Here is a 19,889-nt window from a genome sequence, read left to right on the forward strand (position 1 = left end):
CATTAATGTGGATTTATGAGAAGAAGCTGCAATATCCAGTCAAAGTGAGTACGTGTAATCCAATGTTAGCGAAGTTACTAATTGAACAATATGGTGGAGCTGACGGTGAATTAGCCGCTGCATTACGCTATTTAAATCAACGTTATACAATCCCCGGAAAGGTTATTGGATTGTTAAATGATATTGGAACAGAAGAATTTGCACATTTAGAAATGATTGCGACCATGGTATATAAACTGACAAAAGACGCAACCCCAGATCAATTGAAAGCTGCAGGCTTAGATCAACACTATGTAGATCACGATAAAGCATTATTTTACCACAATGCGGCAGGTGTACCATTTACAGCAACATATATCCAGGCAAAAGGTGACCCTATTGCTGATTTATATGAGGATATTGCTGCAGAAGAGAAAGCAAGAGCTACTTATCAATGGATCATCAATATGAGTGATGATCCCGATTTAAATGATAGCTTACGCTTTTTAAGGGAGCGGGAAATTATCCATGCCCAACGATTTAAAGAAGCAGTAGAAATACTTAAAGAAGAACGTGATAAAAAGAAATATTTTTAAATGTCGTAAATAGCTGGATGCGAAATTCAGCTATTTACTTACATGATATAAATTTACGTCAAATTCCTTCTTCATCCTTTCAAAAATCGTTGGCGCTCACGCCCTTGAGCTGATTCCTTCCAAAAATCCTTACTCATATCTACAATTTCACATCAGATGGCATATCTACTGCTTCATCTTTCTTCTTATCTACATAACGAATACCTCCAAATAAAAATGAGCTTGTACACTCGTATTTGTCTAATCATAAAAATAACGCGAGAAACCTCGCGTCATTTAAAATTTTAAAACTAATTTAGTTTAATTGGAATTCGCAAAACCTGTCCTTCGACGACAGTATCACCATTTAGATTATTCCATCGTTTGATTAGTTCTTCACCAGAGCGGCTATTGTAATAATGCATGGAAATTCGATAAAGTGTTTCATCCGCTTTTACAGTATGATACTTCACATCATAGCGGTCCTTCGGTTTTTCCTGCTGTTGAACAGGCTGTATTACCTTTGTTTCTTCAGCTGTTGGTGGATCTGTGATTTCGACAGCGTTTTGATTTGGTTCTTCATTAGTTGGTACTTTCACTTGTTTTTTAACTTCCGGCTGTTTTGGTTCCTCTTTCTCTACTGTCGACTCATGTTCAACATTTTCAGATTCTTCTCTAATCTCATCTGCTTCAGGAGCTTGTCCAGTCTCATCTTCGTCTTCATAGCTGATACTTTCAAAATTTGTGCTCCTTTTTACTGGCGTTGATTCAAGTTGGTCTGGATTCGAATTAAACTTATAGCTAAGGATTGCAACAGGAAGTAATACAAACAAAAGAGCCAACAAACGAATAATTGGATATTTAATCTTCACTTTTGTTTTCTTTTTCTTCGTTTTATGAAATTCACTACGAGGTGGTAGTGTCGAAGTACTTGTCTTTAAATCATTTGATTCCTTTTCTCCTTCAGCCTGCTTCAAGACGATACCTCCTCATTTTAAAGACTACGCAAATAATCGGTCCTAATCTTTACCGCAAAAATAAAATCAATCCAAAAATGAGCATACACCGTAATCCAAAGATTTTGATAAAGCTCATAAATATACCCTAATAAGAAGCTTAAAAGGACAACCGATGTCAACAAAACCCATTTATATAAATAACGAACGTGTAATACTGCAAAAATTAAACTAGCAATGAAAAGTCCAAATTGAGTTTGGATGACACCTCTAAATAAAATTTCTTCCGAAAATGAAATCAATAAACACAGGATAAAAATATGGGGGATGCTTCTTTTTTGGAAAATACGTTCATTTATCCCACCATCATCATACATTGCTTCTGGCAGCCACTTCATTAGCAAAAAATCTACAATGACAACTACCAATGCAAAAGCAGAACCAATGAACAGAATATTCCAATCCTTCCAATTCCATAGCTTTGTAAATGATGACCAATTGTCAAAGAAGAAAAAACCAAGAACGAAGGACACAACTAATAAAATTCCTTGGGTTAAATAAAGGTGAAAAACAATTTCTTTATCCGGTAAATGTTTGATAATATCAGCTTGGCGCCTACCCATATTTTTTCACCCATTTCTATGGAAAATTCGATGTAATTCTTGTCTCCAAGAAGGTGGCTTCCACTCATTTCCTTCATTAAATTTACGTTTATACATATCCCAATCTATTTCACATCGATCACAGCATGATGATGGCTTTTTTTCAATCTCTTCATCGAAATAAGCTAAAATTTCTTCCCGACGACATCTTTGTGACTTTATCCAGTTCTCCATTATCTTTAGTTTATTAAACTTATATACATATCGTTTTCTTGCAGCTTCTTCGACGATATTGATGGAAGTTTTCATTTCAACTTGTGTTTGTACAATCTCTTCCAAGGACAAATAAAATTGAATAAATCGCCATTGGACTTCTGATACACTAAAGACGGTTAGAAAATATTCTTCAACCGTTTTTGTAAATAAAAATTTGCCCTTATCCTTAATTTCCTGATTAATATATTCAACGACCAATTGGGTTTGTTCTTTTGTCGGAAGTTCGTATTTTATCAAGACTTCTGGAATTTCATGGTCCATTTCATGATAAAGTAGTATGGCCGCACTTGGTTTTCCGTCCCTACCCGCACGTCCTATTTCTTGTAAATAAGACTCCATTTGTGAAGGGTAATGAAAATGAATGACAAATCGAATATCGGGCTTATTCACACCCATCCCAAATGCATTTGTGCAGCAAATAATGGATAATTGGTTATGAATAAATTGCTCCTGGATTAGCATTCTTTTTTCCTGCTCCATTCCACCGTGATAAAAAGCAACCCGTTCAAAACCTTGATCCTTTAGAAATTGGGCAATATTTTCAGCCAAGACACGACTTGAAAAATAGATAATTCCTGGACCTTGTAACTCTTTTGCATATTTTAAAAGCTCTTCCTTTTTATCTTCAATGGAATCAACCTTTTTTACTGCGATTGCAATATTAGGTCGATCTATGGAGTGTATATGCATTTTCGGATTTGTTAATTTTAAAGTTCCTTTAATATCTTCAAAAACTTCTTTTGTTGCCGTTGCTGTTAATGCAAGGCATGGTGGAGACCCTAGAAATTCACGAATCGAACCTAACCTTGAATAGTCAGGACGAAAATCATGTCCCCATTGCGAAATACAATGGGCCTCATCCACAACAAATAACGAAAAGTGAATTCCTTTTAATCGATTAATCAAAAATTTCGATTGGAGTATTTCAGGTGATGCAAAGATATATTTATATTTATGAAGGCTTGGCATAATTTTTCGTTTTTTTTCGTATGAAAGGAAACTATTCAGAGCAATTACCCTTTTCTCTCCCATTTTTTTTAATTGAAGCACCTGGTCTTCCATTAATGCGACAAGTGGTGAAATAATCAGAACACTCCCATCAAGAATTTGCGCGGGCAACTGATAGCAAAGGGATTTTCCTCCTCCTGTGGGTAAAAGTGCAATAACATCTTGCCCACTAAGTATATCCTCGATGATTTCCTGTTGCCCTGTTCGGAAGGAAGTATGATTAAATTTTTCTTTTAAAATTTTTTTTAGATTCATGTAATATCACCATGTCTTGCAAGGACCAGTCTAATTTCAAAATACGATATGTCATCTGAAAGTTTTGCCTTAATAGGTCTTAATTGTTTGGTTTTCAACATCTTAAAAGCTGATAAAATCATTTGTTGATGTTCAGAGGACACGAATGGATCAATTGAAAAGTCAGGTTTTTGGTGTGTGACTTCTACAACATGGTCTTCAATTGTATTCCGTTTCAAATTTCGAACAAGTGCAATTTCGTCAATTGTCTTTCCCTGCCCTAGCATCTGATATGTTGTATTCGTTGAAGCAGTTAATAATACATTGTTGTCATGGTTTGTCTGAGTCATTGAAACAAGGATTGGAAACTGCTCACTATTTATTTCAAGTTGTTTAACAATCGTATGCAGCGTATGTAGAAAAAGAAGCTGGCTCCATGTCTCATCCTCATTTAATAAAGAGCTAATTTGCTCAATTGTATTGCCGATTCTGTTCGAACTTGTCAGCCTCATGACGAAAATGGTCGCTTCAAGTTCTGAAACCTTTTCAAGGGATAGCAAAACTTCTTTATATAGGCATTCAGCCAATACATACCGGTTATGTCCGTTTTTCATTAAAAATTCTTTAACCCATTCAAAAACTGCTTCATCCTGTTGAATGGGTGTGTATTGTTTGTTCCCATCAATGAGATTCGACAAAACCTGTGTTAGAAGGGAAAGTCTTCGCCAAAGCACTAGAGATTGATCATTGTATTTCCAACCATTTAAATGTTTAGGAATTGGTTTCCTTTTATGATTACTATTTAAAAAGGAATATCCACTATCAGTCACGATAAATTTATTGCTTTTTGGTGTTTTTATTTCTTCTATCAAGGAAAGTTGGTGGAGCAATTTTATCTCTTTATCAAACAGTTCTCTATCTAAAGGTTTAAGAATTCCAAATAATGATGTGAGATTAAATAGATTTGCATCCCCGATCGTTTGAGAGGATTTTTTACCATTCAATAAATGATAAATTCCATAAACGGTTCGTTCTCCGTTCAGTTTATCGATGCATGTTAATATCAATATTGAACGATAGGTTAGGTTCATGGTCTTTCCCTCACAATCGAAATACATGGAAAATTGTCGAATGAATGTTACCTTTATTTTATCAAATAATAACGAAAAGTGGGATGTTTTCGTGTGGAAATATGTACATGCTTGTCAGACAGGGAAAAACCCTTTTCCGATAAGCAATCTCACATTATATTTTTATTGAAAAGTTTTGTGAACAGCTTTACAATGAGATATGAGGAAGCTGTTTCCATCTTATGAGGAAGTAGGATTGGGAACTAATATAAATATATGTTTATACATGTAATGATTTCGGGAGGTTAAGTACACATGGCAAAGTATACCATTGTTGACAAAGAAACTTGTATCGCTTGTGGTGCATGTGGTGCGGCTGCACCAGACATCTACGATTACGATGATGACGGTATTGCATTTGTAACACTTGATGATAACCAAGGAATTGTTGAAATTCCAGACATATTAGAAGAAGATATGATCGATGCATTCGAGGGCTGTCCAACTGATTCCATTAAAGTTGCAGACGAGCCATTTGATGGTGATCCGCTAAAATTTGAATAGTCCTATTCAATCTAAAGAACCCTTTTCCGAAAAAGGGTTCTTTTTTAATAGATAAAACAGGCTAAGGTAGCCTGTTTTATTTGTTTATCCTAGTGGAACTTCTTTACGTTCTCCTTTTTCAAATGTCATCAATGTTTTATAGCCAACACTTTTTGCTAAATCAATCGCCTGCTCAAAATCGGCACCCACATCTTGTGGACGATGTGCGTCTGATGACAAGACAATTGGGATATTTTTGTCAAAACACATTTGGAGTAGCCTTGGATCAGGATAAAGCTTGCCAATCGGCTTTCGTAATCCTGCTGTACTAATTTCAACACATGTTTTGGAATTCGCTAAAGCAGTAGTCGCCCGATCAAATTGGTGCAAGAGGAATTCTTCATCCTCCGGAATATACTTAAATATTTTGACAAGATCAATATGACCGATAATATCAAATAAGTTTGATTGTGCTAATGTAATTACCTGATCATAGTATTTTGTATATGTATCATGTAAATCTCGTTTATCCCATTCATCACGGAACTCTGCAAGGTCAATTCCAAAATCTCCAACCCAGTGAATCGATCCAATTACATAATCAAAGTCATAGGAAGAAATGAATTTTTCCATCTCGTTGTGCTTTCCAGGTGTATAATCCATTTCGATTGACATTTTTACATCAATATCATTTTTCCAGGCAAGCTTAAATAAATCAACATAATCCTTCATATCGTAATATCTCCTTGCATCTACCCAAGGATTACTAAGGATATCTTTTGTCTGATAAAAATGATAAGCATGCTCTGAAATCCCAAAATGATCAATCTTCTTAAGCTTAGCTTCATCAATAAACTTCATTAAATAGTCTAATTCAAGTGTACCTAGCTCTAAATGATTGTGATAATCAGTGCGCATAAGAATCCCCCATCGAAGTTTTTATCATTATACATGAACTGACTTCTGATGGGAATGAAAAAGCATAAAATTATTTAGGTTTTTTCGACAATTAAGACTTGATTTGGAAAAATTAAGTCGCCTGTTAACTGATTTAAAGCTTTAATTTCTTCGACAGATAATCCCACTTTATTTGCAATGACAGAAAGAGATTCTCCCTCCTTGACAGTGTAGGTTTCAAGCTCTTTTGACACCTCAATCCCCTCTTTTTGCATGATCGCAGGAACCGGAATCTGCTCATCAGTCAATACATAAAAAGGATCAATAGCATTATTTCTCGAAGGATTCCATTCCCCGTTGTGTACTTCGAAATGTAAGTGTGGTCCAGTGGAATTCCCTGTACTCCCTATTTGCCCAATTATTTGGCCCTTTGCAACTCGTTCTCCTTCTTTTACACTACGTTTACTTAGATGCGCATAGACCGTTTCATAACCATTAGGATGTTGTATGAAAACGACATGTCCATACGAACCCTTGAAACTTGAAATGGTAACGATTCCTTCTTCTACCGCATATATATGTTCTCCAATTGGAGCAGCGATATCTAAACCTTTATGATTCCCTTGTCTTGTTCCAAATGTATCCGTGACTCTTCCTGTGACTGGCCATGCCCACTCCTCTGTTGTTTCTGCTGGTAATTCCTGTGCACTGACATTTTGAAAGTTTAAATGGCTAAAACCTACACAAATTACCATTACTGCAAAAATAACAATCCGTCTAACAAAAAAAAGCATGATGATCCTCCTCAAAAAAATGAACAATTCGTGCTATGAAGATTAACACCCTTTCATTATTTGAAAAATTTTCTTAAATTATGTAAATAAATGCATGTATATTTTTTGAGACACAAAAAAAGAGACAACTATGTGCCTCTTTATTGTATTGGTAATGGATTTGGTGCTAATGGAACTGGTGTGGGTTCCCCAAAGCGTACATTTCCAATTTGATCGATATTTCCGTAAAATGTAACCTTATTAAAGTTAAATTCCTTTGCCGTTAGCATGATTGCATCTAACATTAAGATATAATTATCTGTGTTTTCTAAAACTGCATCGTCACTGAAATGAACCTCTAAATTAGAGCCATCTTCATTAATATCCTTTATTTCAGATATGATGGTTGGATAAAGTTTATAATCGCCTTGATCTTTATCGTTTTTCATAGCTTCCAGCGCCTGCTTAACGGTCTTGAAGTCTTCGTAAGTTAAGGCTAATAGCTTTTTACCGGATTCCTCATTCAAAAAATATAAATAGGCTTTTTTCGTATCTTTTTCGAGATCGATATTATTTTCAGTAGTACCGGTCTCCCCAATCATAATACCTTGTTGATTATTTTGAAAAAGTTCAACATGTTGATAATCTTCTAACAGATAGCGGAAAGAATTAATTGCTTGTAAAAACTCTACTCTTTGAGCAGATGAGAATGACTCTGTATGAACTGTGTTATTCACATCTACCCTTACGGCTTTTGCAGAATCCTTCGTTTCAACTTCTGAAAAATCCGTAAAATAGGACTCTGGTATCCCATCAATGCCCCATCCCGCATTTTGACGAATAAATTCATTTACCTGTGGAATGTTCTTTTGCCATTGTTCTACAACATCCTGACCATCTGATTCAACTACTATTGATACGATGGTAGGAAACATGACACCACCTAAATATACCCCATATGTTAATAGTACTTGATTTTCTCCTACACTATTTACTGCATAGTTCTGGATAGGTTGTTCCTCTGAAGAAAAAATCTCCACCTCATCATCTGGTTTTGACTCGTCAGCTTCTTGTAAAGTGCTGAATGATTCATCATTTGAAGTTTCTTCTTTATTCTCCATCGCAATACTGCTTTTTTCTCGCGCCATTTCAGCAGAGTCGGAGCTTGAACTATTCATATTATCTATGAAAGAAGGAGCTAAGATGAATAACAGAAGCGCTGCTGCCACAGATGCAATAGTAGGAACCATCCAAACCTTTTTCTTTTGCTTATTCATTTTAAGGGTTATATTTTGATAAATTTCTTGTGGTTTTCGATTGTCTTTGACTCTTGGCATTTGCGATAGCATCTGCTCTAGTTGTTCATCGTTCCACTCTGATTTTTTCATCATCTACACCCTCCTTTATACCGGATTCTTCCATATATGTCTTTAAAACCTTAAGTGCTCTATGTTGGGTTGTTTTTACCTTACTTTCTGTCCATCCTAGAGCTTCAGCGGTCTCAGCAATCGAAAGAGATTGAATATAACGTAAAATTAAGACCATACGTTGATCAGTCGTACAGCGTTCTAAACACCGGTACATCATCTGTACTTGCTCATTTTGTAAGGCTATTTCTTCTGGAAGTGGAGCAAAATCTTTTACCTCTTGGCGGCTCCAATCAAAGGAATCCATAATTCTTTGTTTCCAGCCTTTTTGTTTTCGAAATGAATCAATCGCAACATGTCTTGCAATTGAAAATAGCCATGTCTTTTCACTACTTTTTCCTTCGAATCTATCATATGATTTTAAAACTCTTATATAAACTTCCTGAACGAGATCTTCAGCCAGTTCACGATTTTTTACCATATAAAATAAGAAGGAGAAGACATCGTGATGATACTTTTCATATAGTTCCTCAAATAAGGAATCCATTTTGCAAATCCTCCCGTTCATTTCATTAGTCGAATGTTATTTAAAAAAGTTACACTCCCAATATAGTATGTTTTCATAAAAAAAGGAAGAATATTTTGGAAATATTCTTCCTTACTTTGCGATTGTTACATTTTTTAAGAATAATAGTCTTAAAATGGGGTACAGGATAAGAAAAAACACTCCGTTCCCGATTGCATGACTCATGTCAAAAGGTAGTCCGGCTATGTAATAAGCAAAAAACTTACCGGAGAACAAATAAAGGGGTATTGAAATTACAAGTCCATAGAGAAAACCACAAAACACTGCATAAATAACTAGGACTGCAACCGGTATTCGGTCACGATATTTACGTAATGCTCCACTTATTAAACCAATGATCCCCCATGCAAAGATTTGCCCAACTGTCCATAAGCCCATCCCCATCACAAGGTTGGATAATACCGAGCTTAATACAGCAACAATTACTCCATAAATTGGTCCTAAAAACAAGCTTGCTATGATGATAATGGCAGTCGTTGGTTGAACATTTGGGAGGAATGTAAACATAATTCGCCCAACAACCGATAATGCGATTAACATTGATAAGAACGTTAGGTTTTTAACAGATAAATTCATTATTCCCATGTTTGTAAATCGAATTCAAACTTATCTTCTGGCTCTACTTTGATATCTTTTGCTCCTACCATTGCATCCTCACCATTTACGGAAATATGCCAATAGGTTTTCTCTTCATTATTTGCTGCAACTCCACTAATGCTACTAATAAAACCAGCATCATCAGCTTCGATTTCAAAGTTTTCTAGCATTATATCCATTAAAGTCGTTTCTTTTCCTTCCTCAATTTCGAGTTCTTTTTCTTTGATGATTTCTTCTCCGTTGTTTTTCGAGATCACGACAGTTACGATTTCAGCTTTTTCTTCTTTTTTAACTGTTTCTGATGCATTGTTATTGTTTGTAGAATCGTTCGTGGATTGTTCATTGCTACATCCAAATAATAATCCCAATGATAGTAATGCAAATAATATTTTTTTCATTTTCTAGCTCCCCTTTGTGTTAGATAGTTTATATATGTGCTAAGCACGAAATACCAAAAGAAAAAGCTCACCACATCGGGTGAGCTTTGTTAATTATATGGAAAAATACAAAAAAGCATAAAGCTTTATTGTTAATTCCTACACCCCGAAGAATTAAAGACGATCGAATTAGGCAGGTCTACTGACTTTAGCTTCTTTCTACTCTGAGCCCTTCCCATATGATGAACAGCATTTGACAGCCATCCATTCATACAGTGGTTCTTCTCATTTCGTCCACTTTTACAGTTGCGGGGGCAGTTCTGGATTCACACCAGATTCCCTTTTAAGTCTTTGAGTTGATGTAAAAAAGTCCAGTGAAAAAGACACATCGAAATTCTTCTTGGTCCTTTTCATCCTCTTTTTTAAGCATTATTTAAGAACGATAACATCATTCTCAGACACCTATAATTCTGATTTCTTATTAAATTTTTATTAACTTCTTTATATTACTAGAAGGATATTTCGATTACAAGGAAAATGTTTCTTATGGAACAAGAATCTTCGTCACAATCTTTCATATTACTCACTTTTTCGAGGAATAATGAATGTAAAAGTTGTTCCTTCCCCAAGCTTACTATGGACAGAAATATTTCCATTGTGAGCACCGATAATATTTTTTACGATTGCAAGTCCTAAACCTGTCCCTGATTTTCCTCTCGTTCTTGCTTTATCCGCCTTATAAAAACGTTCAAATACAAACGGTAGATCTTCTTCAGGAATTCCAGACCCTGTATCCCTGATATCCACTTTAATGGATGTTTCTTGTCCTGTTACATGTACCTCGACCCTACCATTTTCATCGGTATGTCTTATCGCGTTATCAATTAAATTTGTAAATACCTGCTCAATACGATCAGGGTCCATGTAAATTTCACCGATATCTTCTTCTTTTGTTGCAGTTAAAGTTATAAAATTATCCTTAGCTAAGCCTTGGAATTTTCGAATCACTCGATTGATAAAGGAATCAAAGTCAACATTTTCTTTATTCAAGGTAATATGACCTGATTGCATCCTCGCTATGTCCAATAGTTCGTTAACAAGTCGGCCCATACGCAGTGACTCATCGTATATAACCTTGGTAATTTCTTTCCTCTCTTCTTCAGAGCTTGCGATATCATCCATAATCGCTTCACTATAACCCTGTAGCATAGCGATCGGTGTTCTTAATTCGTGTGAAACATTTGCGATAAAGTCCTCGCGAAGTTTATCCAATCGTCTCTCTTCTGTCATATCACGAAGTACCGCAACTGCCCCCCTAATATATGTTTGATTATAGAGTGGACTCATCAAAATAACCCAGGTTCTGCCTTGAAGACTTATTTCAATAAATTGCTCCTTTTCGAAAGAAACCGCACGTTGAAAGAGATCTTTAACTTCTGGCGGAAGCTCCTCACCAACATCCTGATACATCCCTTGTTGATAGTACCAAGCCTGAAGGAAGCGTTCGGCAGGTGGATTTGTAACTAAAATCGTTCCATCCCGATTTAACGTGATGACACCATCTGCCATACTATTTAATATACTTGCAAGCTGCTCCTTTTCTTGATTAAGAGCATTCATATTGTATTTTAATTGCCTTCCCATTTGGTTAAGCGCCAATCCTAAAGCACCAATTTCGTCATGAGTAAGAATAGGAACCTTCGTATCGAATTTTCCTTTCGCAACTTCAGTAGCAGCCTCCCTCATTTTACGTAAAGGCGCTGTTATTCGAGTCAATAAGAAAAACGCAAAAACAGTCGTAAGAACAATACCTATGCCCGCTGCTAAAATAATAAATTGAGTTGTATGTTGGGTTGTCTGTTGCACAACATCTAATGATTGATAAAGAAACACCGCACCCTTCTGATCATTTTCGATATGGAGTGGGGCCCCAACAACAAATAACTCTCGATTTTGATTATTTACATTATCCGTTTCTGGAAGAATCAGCTTTTTACTCTTGTTTAGATCCTTTGAAATAACGAGTTTAAGATCCGGATCCTCTATTAATAGGCTAACAGGGATGTTTGCGAGTGATTTCCGATCGGGTGATACCCAATATGTGTTTTCATCTGCTACAATTATGACCTTTGTTTCGTCATTCACAAGCTCCCATGCAAGGTTTCGGGCAATATCTTTATCCTCATGTTGTTCCATTATAACTGCGATATTTGCTGCTAGTTGGGTTAAATTTCGTTCTGCTTCTTGAATATGATAATTTTCGAAGTACTCCATGAATAATACGGTTAAAACAAATAGTACAAAGGAAAACAATAAAAGAATGGTTGCCCATAGTTTCCCTACAACACTTCGCCAAAATTTCATTCCTGGCCAACCTCAAATTTATAACCAACACCCCATACAGTGACAATCATTTTTGCAGCATCCTGAGACACTTTATTTAATTTTTCACGCAAACGCTTAACATGAGTATCTACCGTACGTAAGTCACCAAAGAATTCGTAGTGCCATACTTCCTTTAATAGCTGCTCACGGTCAAATACTTTGTCAGGTGATTTTGCTAGGAAACATAATAGTTCATATTCCTTAGGTGTTAACCCTACCTCTTTTCCGTCTGCAGTGACACGATGTGCGTCATTATCAATTGTTAGATGCGGGAATACGATTACATCCTTGGCGGTTGTTTCGGTTTCTAAGTAGGTTGTAAGAGAAGCTCTTCTTAATAAAGCTTTCACACGTAAAACAACCTCTCTCGGACTAAAAGGTTTTACGATATAATCATCTGTTCCAACTTCAAATCCTTGAACGCGGTTCACTTCTTCGCCTTTTGCAGTTAGCATAATGATTGGAGTTGATTTCTTTTCTCGCAACTCCCGACATACTTCAATACCGTCTTTTCCTGGCATCATGAGATCTAATAAAATTAGGTCATATTCGTTTTTTAATGCCTTTTCTAAGGCAACATCTCCATTGTCAGCTTCTTCTATCACATAATTTTCTCTCTCTAAATACATTTTAAGTAAACGACGAATTCTCTCTTCATCATCGACTATTAAAATTTTTGCTTCTTTTTCCATTTTGTTATTCCTCCATTTTCTTTCAGAAAGAATATTTCTATACATCTCTATCGTACATAAAATTTTCATAATTTGCTATAACATATATCACACTAGTCTTCAAAACCTGTCGAAAAGTCGAAATTCTGACACAAAAAGAGGCTTTATACGTAAAAAGCCTTCATCTGATGATGAAGACTTTTTATTTGTTATGCGTATGAATGTAAACCAGCAATAACTAGGTTTACAAAAATCGTATTAAACATAATAATGAAGAATCCAACGACCGCAAGCCAAGCAGATTTTTCTCCATGCCAGCCTTTTGAAAGTCTTAAGTGTAAGAATGCTGCATAAAAGAGCCATGTGATAAGTGCCCATACTTCTTTTGGATCCCAGCCCCAGAAACGCGTCCAGGCAATTTGTGCCCAAATCATTGCAAAAATTAACGCTCCTAGAGTAAAGATTGGAAATCCGATCGCAACTGATCGGTACCCAATTTCATCTACTAAATCTAAATTTAATTTTCTAGTTAATGGTTGTAAAGCCGCACCAATTCGTTTACGTAAAATTAATCGGATTAATCCGTACAGAATCGAACCTGAAATAATTGACCAAAGAAGAGTGTTTACTTTTCTAGCACTTAATAATGCAGGTAATTCAATACCACTTGAAAACTTTCCGTCTGTTAATAATTCACCTTCATTAGGTACGACCAATGCGGGTAACTTAAACACCATTTCGGCATTTATGCCTTCTTTATCTACCCATGAAAAAACGGATTCATATTTCATTGTTCCAAAAGCAGTTGTAATTGCTACGAAGCCTACAACAACAACAAGTACATACATAATAAATTCAAGCCAAAATGTTTTCTTACTTCTTACAGTTTGATCAACAACCTTTAACAGATAAAGGATTCCTGCTACGAAGCTAATAGAAAGAATAGCTTGACCTAACGCAGCTGTCGTAACATGAATTTGAAGCCAATGACTTTGCAAAGCCGGAATTAAAGGAGAGATTTCCCTTGTAAACATACTACCATATGCAATTACTAATAATGCAATTGGTAGAGTAAAAAGACCTAATATGCTTGTTTTATATATAAAGTAAATGATGATGAACGCAAGAACTAACATCATTCCAAAAAACGTGATAAATTCAAATAAATTACTTACAGGCGCATGTCCTGCTGCAATCCACCGAGTAAAAAAATAGCCTACTTGCGCAGCAAATCCAATAATGGTGATAATAATTCCGAGCTGAGACCAGCGGTTATACCCATTTGTGCTTTTCTTGTCTCTAATTGCGCCACCAAAGACAAAGGTTGCTACAAGATAGAGAATAAAAGCAGCAAATAGAAGATTTGAACTTAATTCAGCCATTTTTACCCCTCCTTATTTTCCTTATTTTTTGCATCAACTTGATCTATAGGTTCCGAGATTCCAGTGTCTGCTAGAACATAACGTATCTCATTTTTCAGGCCAAACCAGTTTTTATTTGTATGTCCTGCAACGATAACCTCGTTATTTTTCCGTTGAATCCAGATACGACGATGATGCCAGTATGAACCCTGAATAACTCCGATCATAAAGATCGCTCCTCCAACAGCAAGGATCCATAGAGTAAAATCCCTTCTAACTGTTAAGCCAGAGACGTTCTTCATTTCGATTCCAGCAAAAGCCATCTTGTATTTATTATCACCCATAGGTTCTATATTTTGCTGAATCGCAACAAAGCTAATTTCTCCTTCAGGTTTATCTGGAGCATACATTTTAAATACAAATGCCGGGTTATTAGGAATCTTTGTTTTAGTAGCAGGTTCGCCTTTATCATTAAAATAGAAATCAGGAAAGTAGCTTGCCAGCTCAATTGAATACCCATTTCCTAAATCATATTTTTCCTGTGGGTCTCTCAAATTAATCGTGATTGTTCCAAAATCTTCATTCGTTCCTTTGTCAATCATGTCAAAAGACATTGTACTAAATTCGTTTAGTTTATAATCAACTTGATAGAATGCATAATGATCATGTTTTAATGGCTCATTCACGCGAATTTCATGAGATTTAACTTTTTTTAACTCTGGTTCAACTCCAGGGATGATCTCATCCGTACGTTCATATAACGTAACATCTGTTTGATAATTCTTAACTACCATTCCATTCCCTGCAAGCTCAATCGCATTGTCAAAAACTTCTTTTTCTTTACCTTTCTCGTAAACTTCTACAATAAAACGTTCGCTCTCTAAATAATATTTTCCATGAGTTCCTGGAACACTTGCGGTTTCACCTTCGCGAATCCAAAGTACCTCATCTACATACATTCCAGGTACAAAGCGAAGCATCGCACCAATTAGAAAGATAATCAGTCCACAATGGTTAACATATGGTCCCCATCTTGAGAAACGACCCTTTTCTGCTAAGATGTTTCCATTTTCTTCACGGACAGAATAATGTTTCTTTTTTAATTTTTGCTTAACAGTTTCAAAGTCGTCATCTACATTTTCAACCGTGTTTTTACCGTATACACGCTGTCTTTTTAAGAAGCTTTCATGGCGTGTAACACCTTGCTTTTTCAATGCTTTATATAGAGGCACTACACGGTCGATACTACAAATAATTAAGGAAATACCGAGCATTGCGATCAGAATCATATACCACCATGATCCATAAAGGTTATGGAAACCTAATTGATAATATAATCTTCCGGTTATTCCATATTCTTGTTCATAGAACTCAGCCGGCGTCATGGTTGGCGGTATGTATAATTCCTGAGGATAAATCGTCCCAAGTGCTGAAGCAATTAAAAGTACAACGATGATCCAAATTCCTACTTTCACCGAAGAAAAGAAGTTCCAAATTTTATCAACAATGGTTTTATTATAGGTTTGAGAGCGTCTTGCGCTACCTTCATACCTCATATCAAGTAGTTTCTTTTTCTCTTTATCATCCTGGTTTATTTCTTCACTTTGAACAGGTTTTCCACAAGCCTCACAAAAAATTGTCCCATGTGGGTTCACATGCCCACATTCACATTTAACATTTTCCATAAAAAATAACTCCCTATGGCTTTATTTGCTCCATATAATCTCGTACCATTTTGCTAGTCATCTCACCAGTAATTATCTTAACAACTTCTCCGTCTTTATCAATCAACAAAGTTGTTGGCAATGGGTCAATTCCATAGGCATTTAGCAACTGGTTTCCCTTATCGATAGCAACAGGAAATGATAAATCGTATTTTTTGATAAAGTTATTAACACTGAATTTAGGTTCACCAACATTGATGGCGATTACCTCAACTCCTTGATCCTTATATTCCTGATAGTAAGTATCAATATATGGGAATTCCCTTTGACATGGTTCACACCATGTTCCCCAGAAGTTTAAAAACACACCTTTTTCTCCTCTATACTCTGACAAATGGTGTTCGTTCCCATTCAAGTCTGTAACGACAAAATCAGGTGCCATATCCCCAACTGCAACCTTTTCCTTACTCGTAAAGAAATTGATATACAATGTATAAACGAGCGCAGCGGCGAGAAGTAACAATATGATCGTACGAATAACTAATCGTCGCTTTTTCTTATCCATTTAAGATCTCCCTTTGTATAAGATTAAATATGTACTTTCTTTGCCATTATAGCACTTTCTAATATTATGACATTGCAAACATTTTGAAGGTTATGTGACAATTGAGAATCATTATTGGTAAGCTTTAAAATCTACAACCGATTATCCTTCGTGCTGGCTAAAGCTCTTAATTGCTTAACCTCGTGTGGAAGCAATTCTCTGAACTCACCAGTATGTAGACCTTGAAGAGTTAAAAAGCCAAATCTTTCTCTTTTCAACTTCATTACTTGATGTCCAATCGCTTCAAACATTCTTTTCACCTGTCGATTTCTTCCCTCATGAATGCTAATCTCGATAATAGACGTTCGTTTACGCTTATCCATTGAAATAAGCTTAACTCTAGCAGGGGCAGTCATCCCATCCTCTAGCTTAATGCCTCTTTCTAATTGACGTAGTTTTTCCTTAGGTGGAATACCCTTAATCTTTGCCACGTATACCTTCTCAATCTCATATTTTGGATGCATGAGGAGATTTGCAAACTCACCATCATTCGTTAACAACAGCAATCCAGATGTGTCGTAATCTAGTCTTCCAACTGGATAAATACGTTCTCTAATTTCTGGAAAGAAGTCCGTTACAACCTTTCTCCCTTTATCATCGCTCACACTCGAAATCACTGAACGTGGTTTATAAAATAAAAAATAAACAGGCTCTTCCCTTTCTAATGGAATGCCGCTTACCTCAATTTTATCATTTGAGCTAACCTTAATCCCTAGCTCCTTCACAACTTTTCCATTTACCTTAACTTGGCCTGCAATTATGAGCTCCTCGGCTTTTCTCCTTGAAGCTACACCTGCATGTGCAATTACTTTTTGTAGACGTTCCATCTATGCTCACCCCTTAAACATCTTACTTGTTTCTTAGTATTTGTACAAGATAAAAACATTCTTTAGTATGTCCATTCGAGAAGTTTCCTAAAAAACTCAAAAAAGAAAAACACGCGATAATTACGTGTTTTATGTTCCAAATATGAAAGTAACTACAACGACACTAACAATTATCCCTAGTAAATCCGCTAATAGACCGACCTTCAGGGCATCACCCATTTTTTTAATTCCGACTGCTCCGAAATAGACGGTCAGTACATAAAGGGTAGTGTCAGTGCTTCCTTGCATGATGGATGCAAGTCTACCAATAAAGGAGTCAGGTCCATATGTGGCAATTAAATCTGTGGTCATGCCTAAGGCAGCTGTTCCAGACAGCGTCCTTATTAAAGCCAACGGGGCAATTTCTGCCGGGAATCCAACGAATTCCAATCCTGGTCTAATAAGATTAATGAAGAAATCCATTGCACCGGATGCCCTGAAAATTGAAATCGAAACTAACATTCCTATTAAAAATGGCATAATTGAAAAGGCAATTTTTATTCCTTCCTTACCACCTTCTACAAATGTTTCATAAGTTGGAATTCGTTTTGCAGTTCCATATAAGAGAATAAATCCAATGATTACTGGGATTAGCCAGAGTGAAATGGTGTTAATGAGGTTCATTTTTCAACGCCACCCTTCTTCACTCTTCGATGATAAAAATAACGGTCAATTAATACCGCACCAATTGCTGAAATTAAGGTTACGATAAGAGTTGGACCTACTATATCAGTTGGGTTTGTAGATTCATAGGTCATCCTAATTGCAATGACTGTAGTAGGAACAAGCGTTACACTTGCTGTATTAATTGCTAGAAAAGTAACCATTGAGCGACTTGCGGAGGTTTTCCCGCCATTTAGCACTCTTAGTTGCTCCATCGCTTTAATTCCCATTGGTGTAGCAGCATTGCCAAGTCCAAACATATTCGCAATCATGTTTGAAAGCATATACCCCATTGCCGGATGGTCGACTGGCACCTCAGGAAACAAGCGACTAACAAGAGGTCGAAATAATTTGGACAGTTTTTCTAATAAGCCTGCCTCTTGTGCAATTCTCATCAGTCCTAACCAGAAAACAAGCACACTTATTAAGCCTATACAAATAGTGACTGCTTCTGAAGCTCCCTTAAAAATTGCTTCATTTACCTCGTCCATCGTTCCGTTTACGATTGCAAAGATAATCCCGATAATTGTCATAGCTACCCATATAATATTTACCATCGTCATTTAACCCCTAAAATTACTAAAAAAATACTTTTCACTGTTTCCCAAAATGTTATCTTTGGTCTGTCTACATTGCCATTATCAAAATAGATAGGCATTTCCTCTATTGTCTTATCACCAAGATTAACAGTAAGTGTACCCACTATATCAGGGACATTTTCTGGTTTCCGCCATTCCCGATTTTCAGGTTCAAGCAATTCAACATCAATCTTAATCTCTTTTTTCTCTTCTGAGGTCAAGGGATACATAAAATCATGATCGACAAACACTTTACCTTTATAAAAACTGCTGTCTGTTTGCAGATAACCTTCCTCTACAACCTTAACTAATTCATACCTTTCAAATGCTCCGTTAAACATATTCATATGATCATTCCAGTCATCAGAAGCATTAATTGTGACAGCAATTAAATCAATTCCATCCTTTGAAGCTGTTGAGACTAAGGTACGTTTTGCACGCTTTGTATATCCTGTTTTCCCTCCTGTGCTATATGGATAAAGCTTTGTTAAAAGCTTATTTTTATTTCTCCAAACTCGATCCCACTTTTCAGTCGGATTCGGTGCGCGGTGTACTTTTGTACCGGCAATCTCCCTATATTTTTCATTCATCATCGCATATCTTGTTAAAATCGCCATATCGTATGCCGATGAAAAATGATTTTCATGATCATCCAATCCATGGGGGTTTGCAAATTCTGTATTTTGCATACCTATTTCTGCTGCCTTTTGATTCATCATAAAAACAAAGCCTTCTACACTACCACCTACATGTTCAGCAATAGCTACTGCAGAATCATTACCTGAACGTAACATTAGTCCATAGACCAAATCTTCAAGCTTTATTTGCTCGTTTGGTTTCAGGTATAAAGAAGAACCTTCTGTACGCACTGCTTTATTACTTACTTTTACCATTTCATTCAGTTTTCCTGATTCAATGGCGATAATGGCCGTCATGATTTTTGTTATACTAGCAATTCTCATTCGTTGATGGGCATTTTTTTCAAACAAAATTCTACCAGACTCTTGCTCTATTAAGATCGCACCTTTTGCGCTAACAGTAAGTGCACTCGCTTTTTGAGGAAGGAAGCCTATGAGAATCATAACAATGATGATAAGTGTAATAAATCTTTTGCGGAATAATGTCATTCGATCCCCGTCCCTTTTGCCGTTTTGTAAAAGTGTATGCAGAACATGTCCACCTATATGAATAAAATATGTACAAACTACGAAAAACGCTAGGCCCTGGAACTAGACACCAAAAACTGGTCACAAAAAA

General features: G+C 36.2%; 21 protein-coding genes and 1 riboswitch. Of the genes, 2 read left to right on the forward strand and 19 right to left on the reverse strand.

Translation table 11 applies throughout. From position 1 onward, the window contains the following. Positions 1-5: 5 nt before the first annotated feature. On the forward strand, positions 6-575 hold the full coding sequence (gene cotJC, locus DZB84_RS11485; RefSeq protein ID WP_116352402.1) for a spore coat protein CotJC: 570 nt from the start codon (positions 6-8) through the stop codon (positions 573-575). Positions 576-865: 290 nt separating this feature from the next. Here the strand turns inward: cotJC and DZB84_RS11490 are convergent, their stop codons facing one another. Genes DZB84_RS11490 through DZB84_RS11505 form a run of 4 tightly spaced genes read right to left on the reverse strand, consistent with a single transcriptional unit; the run spans position 866 to position 4,721 of the window. Continuing rightward, positions 866-1,531: a LysM peptidoglycan-binding domain-containing protein gene (locus tag DZB84_RS11490; protein ID WP_116352403.1), complete on the reverse strand. Its 666-nt coding sequence runs from the start codon at positions 1,529-1,531 to the stop codon at positions 866-868. 17 nt (positions 1,532-1,548) lie between these two features. After that, complete coding sequence (locus tag DZB84_RS11495) at positions 1,549-2,133, reverse strand: CPBP family intramembrane glutamic endopeptidase (protein WP_116352404.1); 585 nt, start codon at positions 2,131-2,133, stop codon at positions 1,549-1,551. Positions 2,134-2,139: 6 nt separating this feature from the next. Beyond that, positions 2,140-3,651, reverse strand: coding sequence for a RecQ family ATP-dependent DNA helicase (locus DZB84_RS11500; RefSeq protein WP_116352405.1), 1,512 nt, complete (start codon positions 3,649-3,651; stop codon positions 2,140-2,142). Beyond that, positions 3,648-4,721: a YpbB family protein gene (locus DZB84_RS11505; protein ID WP_189655224.1), complete on the reverse strand. Its 1,074-nt coding sequence runs from the start codon at positions 4,719-4,721 to the stop codon at positions 3,648-3,650. Before DZB84_RS11505 ends, DZB84_RS11500 begins: the two co-directional genes overlap by 4 nt. A gap of 294 nt (positions 4,722-5,015) precedes the next feature. Here DZB84_RS11505 and DZB84_RS11510 point away from each other — a divergent pair, with 294 nt between their 5' ends. After that, positions 5,016-5,264 (forward strand): 4Fe-4S domain-containing protein, encoded by a 249-nt coding sequence (locus tag DZB84_RS11510; protein WP_116352407.1) that lies wholly within the window; start codon positions 5,016-5,018, stop codon positions 5,262-5,264. Positions 5,265-5,348: 84 nt separating this feature from the next. On the opposite strand, the gene DZB84_RS11515 is transcribed toward DZB84_RS11510, so the two are convergent. The 15 genes from DZB84_RS11515 to DZB84_RS11585 form a co-directional block, all read right to left on the reverse strand. After that, entirely contained in the window at positions 5,349-6,161 is an 813-nt protein-coding gene (locus DZB84_RS11515; protein WP_116352408.1) for a histidinol-phosphatase, read from the reverse strand. 74 nt (positions 6,162-6,235) lie between these two features. Next, entirely contained in the window at positions 6,236-6,934 is a 699-nt protein-coding gene (locus DZB84_RS25555) for a peptidoglycan DD-metalloendopeptidase family protein (RefSeq protein ID WP_116352409.1), read from the reverse strand. A gap of 140 nt (positions 6,935-7,074) precedes the next feature. Then, complete coding sequence (locus tag DZB84_RS11525; protein WP_116352410.1) at positions 7,075-8,304, reverse strand: hypothetical protein; 1,230 nt, start codon at positions 8,302-8,304, stop codon at positions 7,075-7,077. Further along, positions 8,276-8,827, reverse strand: a complete 552-nt coding sequence (gene sigX / locus DZB84_RS11530) for an RNA polymerase sigma factor SigX (RefSeq protein WP_116352411.1) — start codon at positions 8,825-8,827, stop codon at positions 8,276-8,278. The genes DZB84_RS11525 and sigX overlap by 29 nt, the downstream gene beginning before the upstream one ends. A gap of 111 nt (positions 8,828-8,938) precedes the next feature. Then, positions 8,939-9,451: an ECF transporter S component gene (locus DZB84_RS11535; RefSeq protein WP_223254427.1), complete on the reverse strand. Its 513-nt coding sequence runs from the start codon at positions 9,449-9,451 to the stop codon at positions 8,939-8,941. Then, positions 9,442-9,861, reverse strand: coding sequence for a DUF4430 domain-containing protein (locus DZB84_RS11540; RefSeq protein WP_116352413.1), 420 nt, complete (start codon positions 9,859-9,861; stop codon positions 9,442-9,444). The genes DZB84_RS11535 and DZB84_RS11540 overlap by 10 nt, the downstream gene beginning before the upstream one ends. Positions 9,862-10,017: 156 nt before the next feature. Then, a riboswitch (cobalamin riboswitch) is annotated at positions 10,018-10,240 on the reverse strand. A 179-nt stretch (positions 10,241-10,419) separates the two neighbouring features. Then, positions 10,420-12,204, reverse strand: coding sequence for an ATP-binding protein (locus tag DZB84_RS11545; protein ID WP_116352414.1), 1,785 nt, complete (start codon positions 12,202-12,204; stop codon positions 10,420-10,422). After that, positions 12,201-12,917, reverse strand: coding sequence for a response regulator transcription factor (locus DZB84_RS11550; RefSeq protein WP_116352415.1), 717 nt, complete (start codon positions 12,915-12,917; stop codon positions 12,201-12,203). Before DZB84_RS11550 ends, DZB84_RS11545 begins: the two co-directional genes overlap by 4 nt. Positions 12,918-13,105: 188 nt before the next feature. Beyond that, positions 13,106-14,278, reverse strand: a complete 1,173-nt coding sequence (gene ccsB / locus DZB84_RS11555) for a c-type cytochrome biogenesis protein CcsB (protein WP_116352416.1) — start codon at positions 14,276-14,278, stop codon at positions 13,106-13,108. Between the two features lie 2 nt (positions 14,279-14,280). After that, positions 14,281-15,942, reverse strand: coding sequence for a cytochrome c biogenesis protein ResB (gene resB / locus DZB84_RS11560; RefSeq protein ID WP_116352417.1), 1,662 nt, complete (start codon positions 15,940-15,942; stop codon positions 14,281-14,283). 13 nt (positions 15,943-15,955) lie between these two features. Beyond that, positions 15,956-16,486 (reverse strand): thiol-disulfide oxidoreductase ResA, encoded by a 531-nt coding sequence (gene resA / locus DZB84_RS11565; protein ID WP_116352418.1) that lies wholly within the window; start codon positions 16,484-16,486, stop codon positions 15,956-15,958. A gap of 131 nt (positions 16,487-16,617) precedes the next feature. Then, positions 16,618-17,352, reverse strand: a complete 735-nt coding sequence (gene rluB / locus DZB84_RS11570; RefSeq protein ID WP_116352419.1) for a 23S rRNA pseudouridine(2605) synthase RluB — start codon at positions 17,350-17,352, stop codon at positions 16,618-16,620. A 129-nt stretch (positions 17,353-17,481) separates the two neighbouring features. Continuing rightward, positions 17,482-18,015, reverse strand: coding sequence for a spore maturation protein (locus DZB84_RS11575; protein ID WP_116352420.1), 534 nt, complete (start codon positions 18,013-18,015; stop codon positions 17,482-17,484). Beyond that, positions 18,012-18,611, reverse strand: a complete 600-nt coding sequence (locus DZB84_RS11580) for a nucleoside recognition domain-containing protein (RefSeq protein WP_116352421.1) — start codon at positions 18,609-18,611, stop codon at positions 18,012-18,014. The genes DZB84_RS11575 and DZB84_RS11580 overlap by 4 nt, the downstream gene beginning before the upstream one ends. A gap of 2 nt (positions 18,612-18,613) precedes the next feature. Further along, positions 18,614-19,759 (reverse strand): D-alanyl-D-alanine carboxypeptidase family protein, encoded by a 1,146-nt coding sequence (locus DZB84_RS11585; protein WP_116352422.1) that lies wholly within the window; start codon positions 19,757-19,759, stop codon positions 18,614-18,616. Positions 19,760-19,889 lie beyond the last annotated feature (130 nt).

This window comes from Bacillus sp. HNG (assembly GCF_003400205.1).
Classification (GTDB): Bacteria; Bacillota; Bacilli; order Bacillales; family Bacillaceae_L; genus Ferdinandcohnia.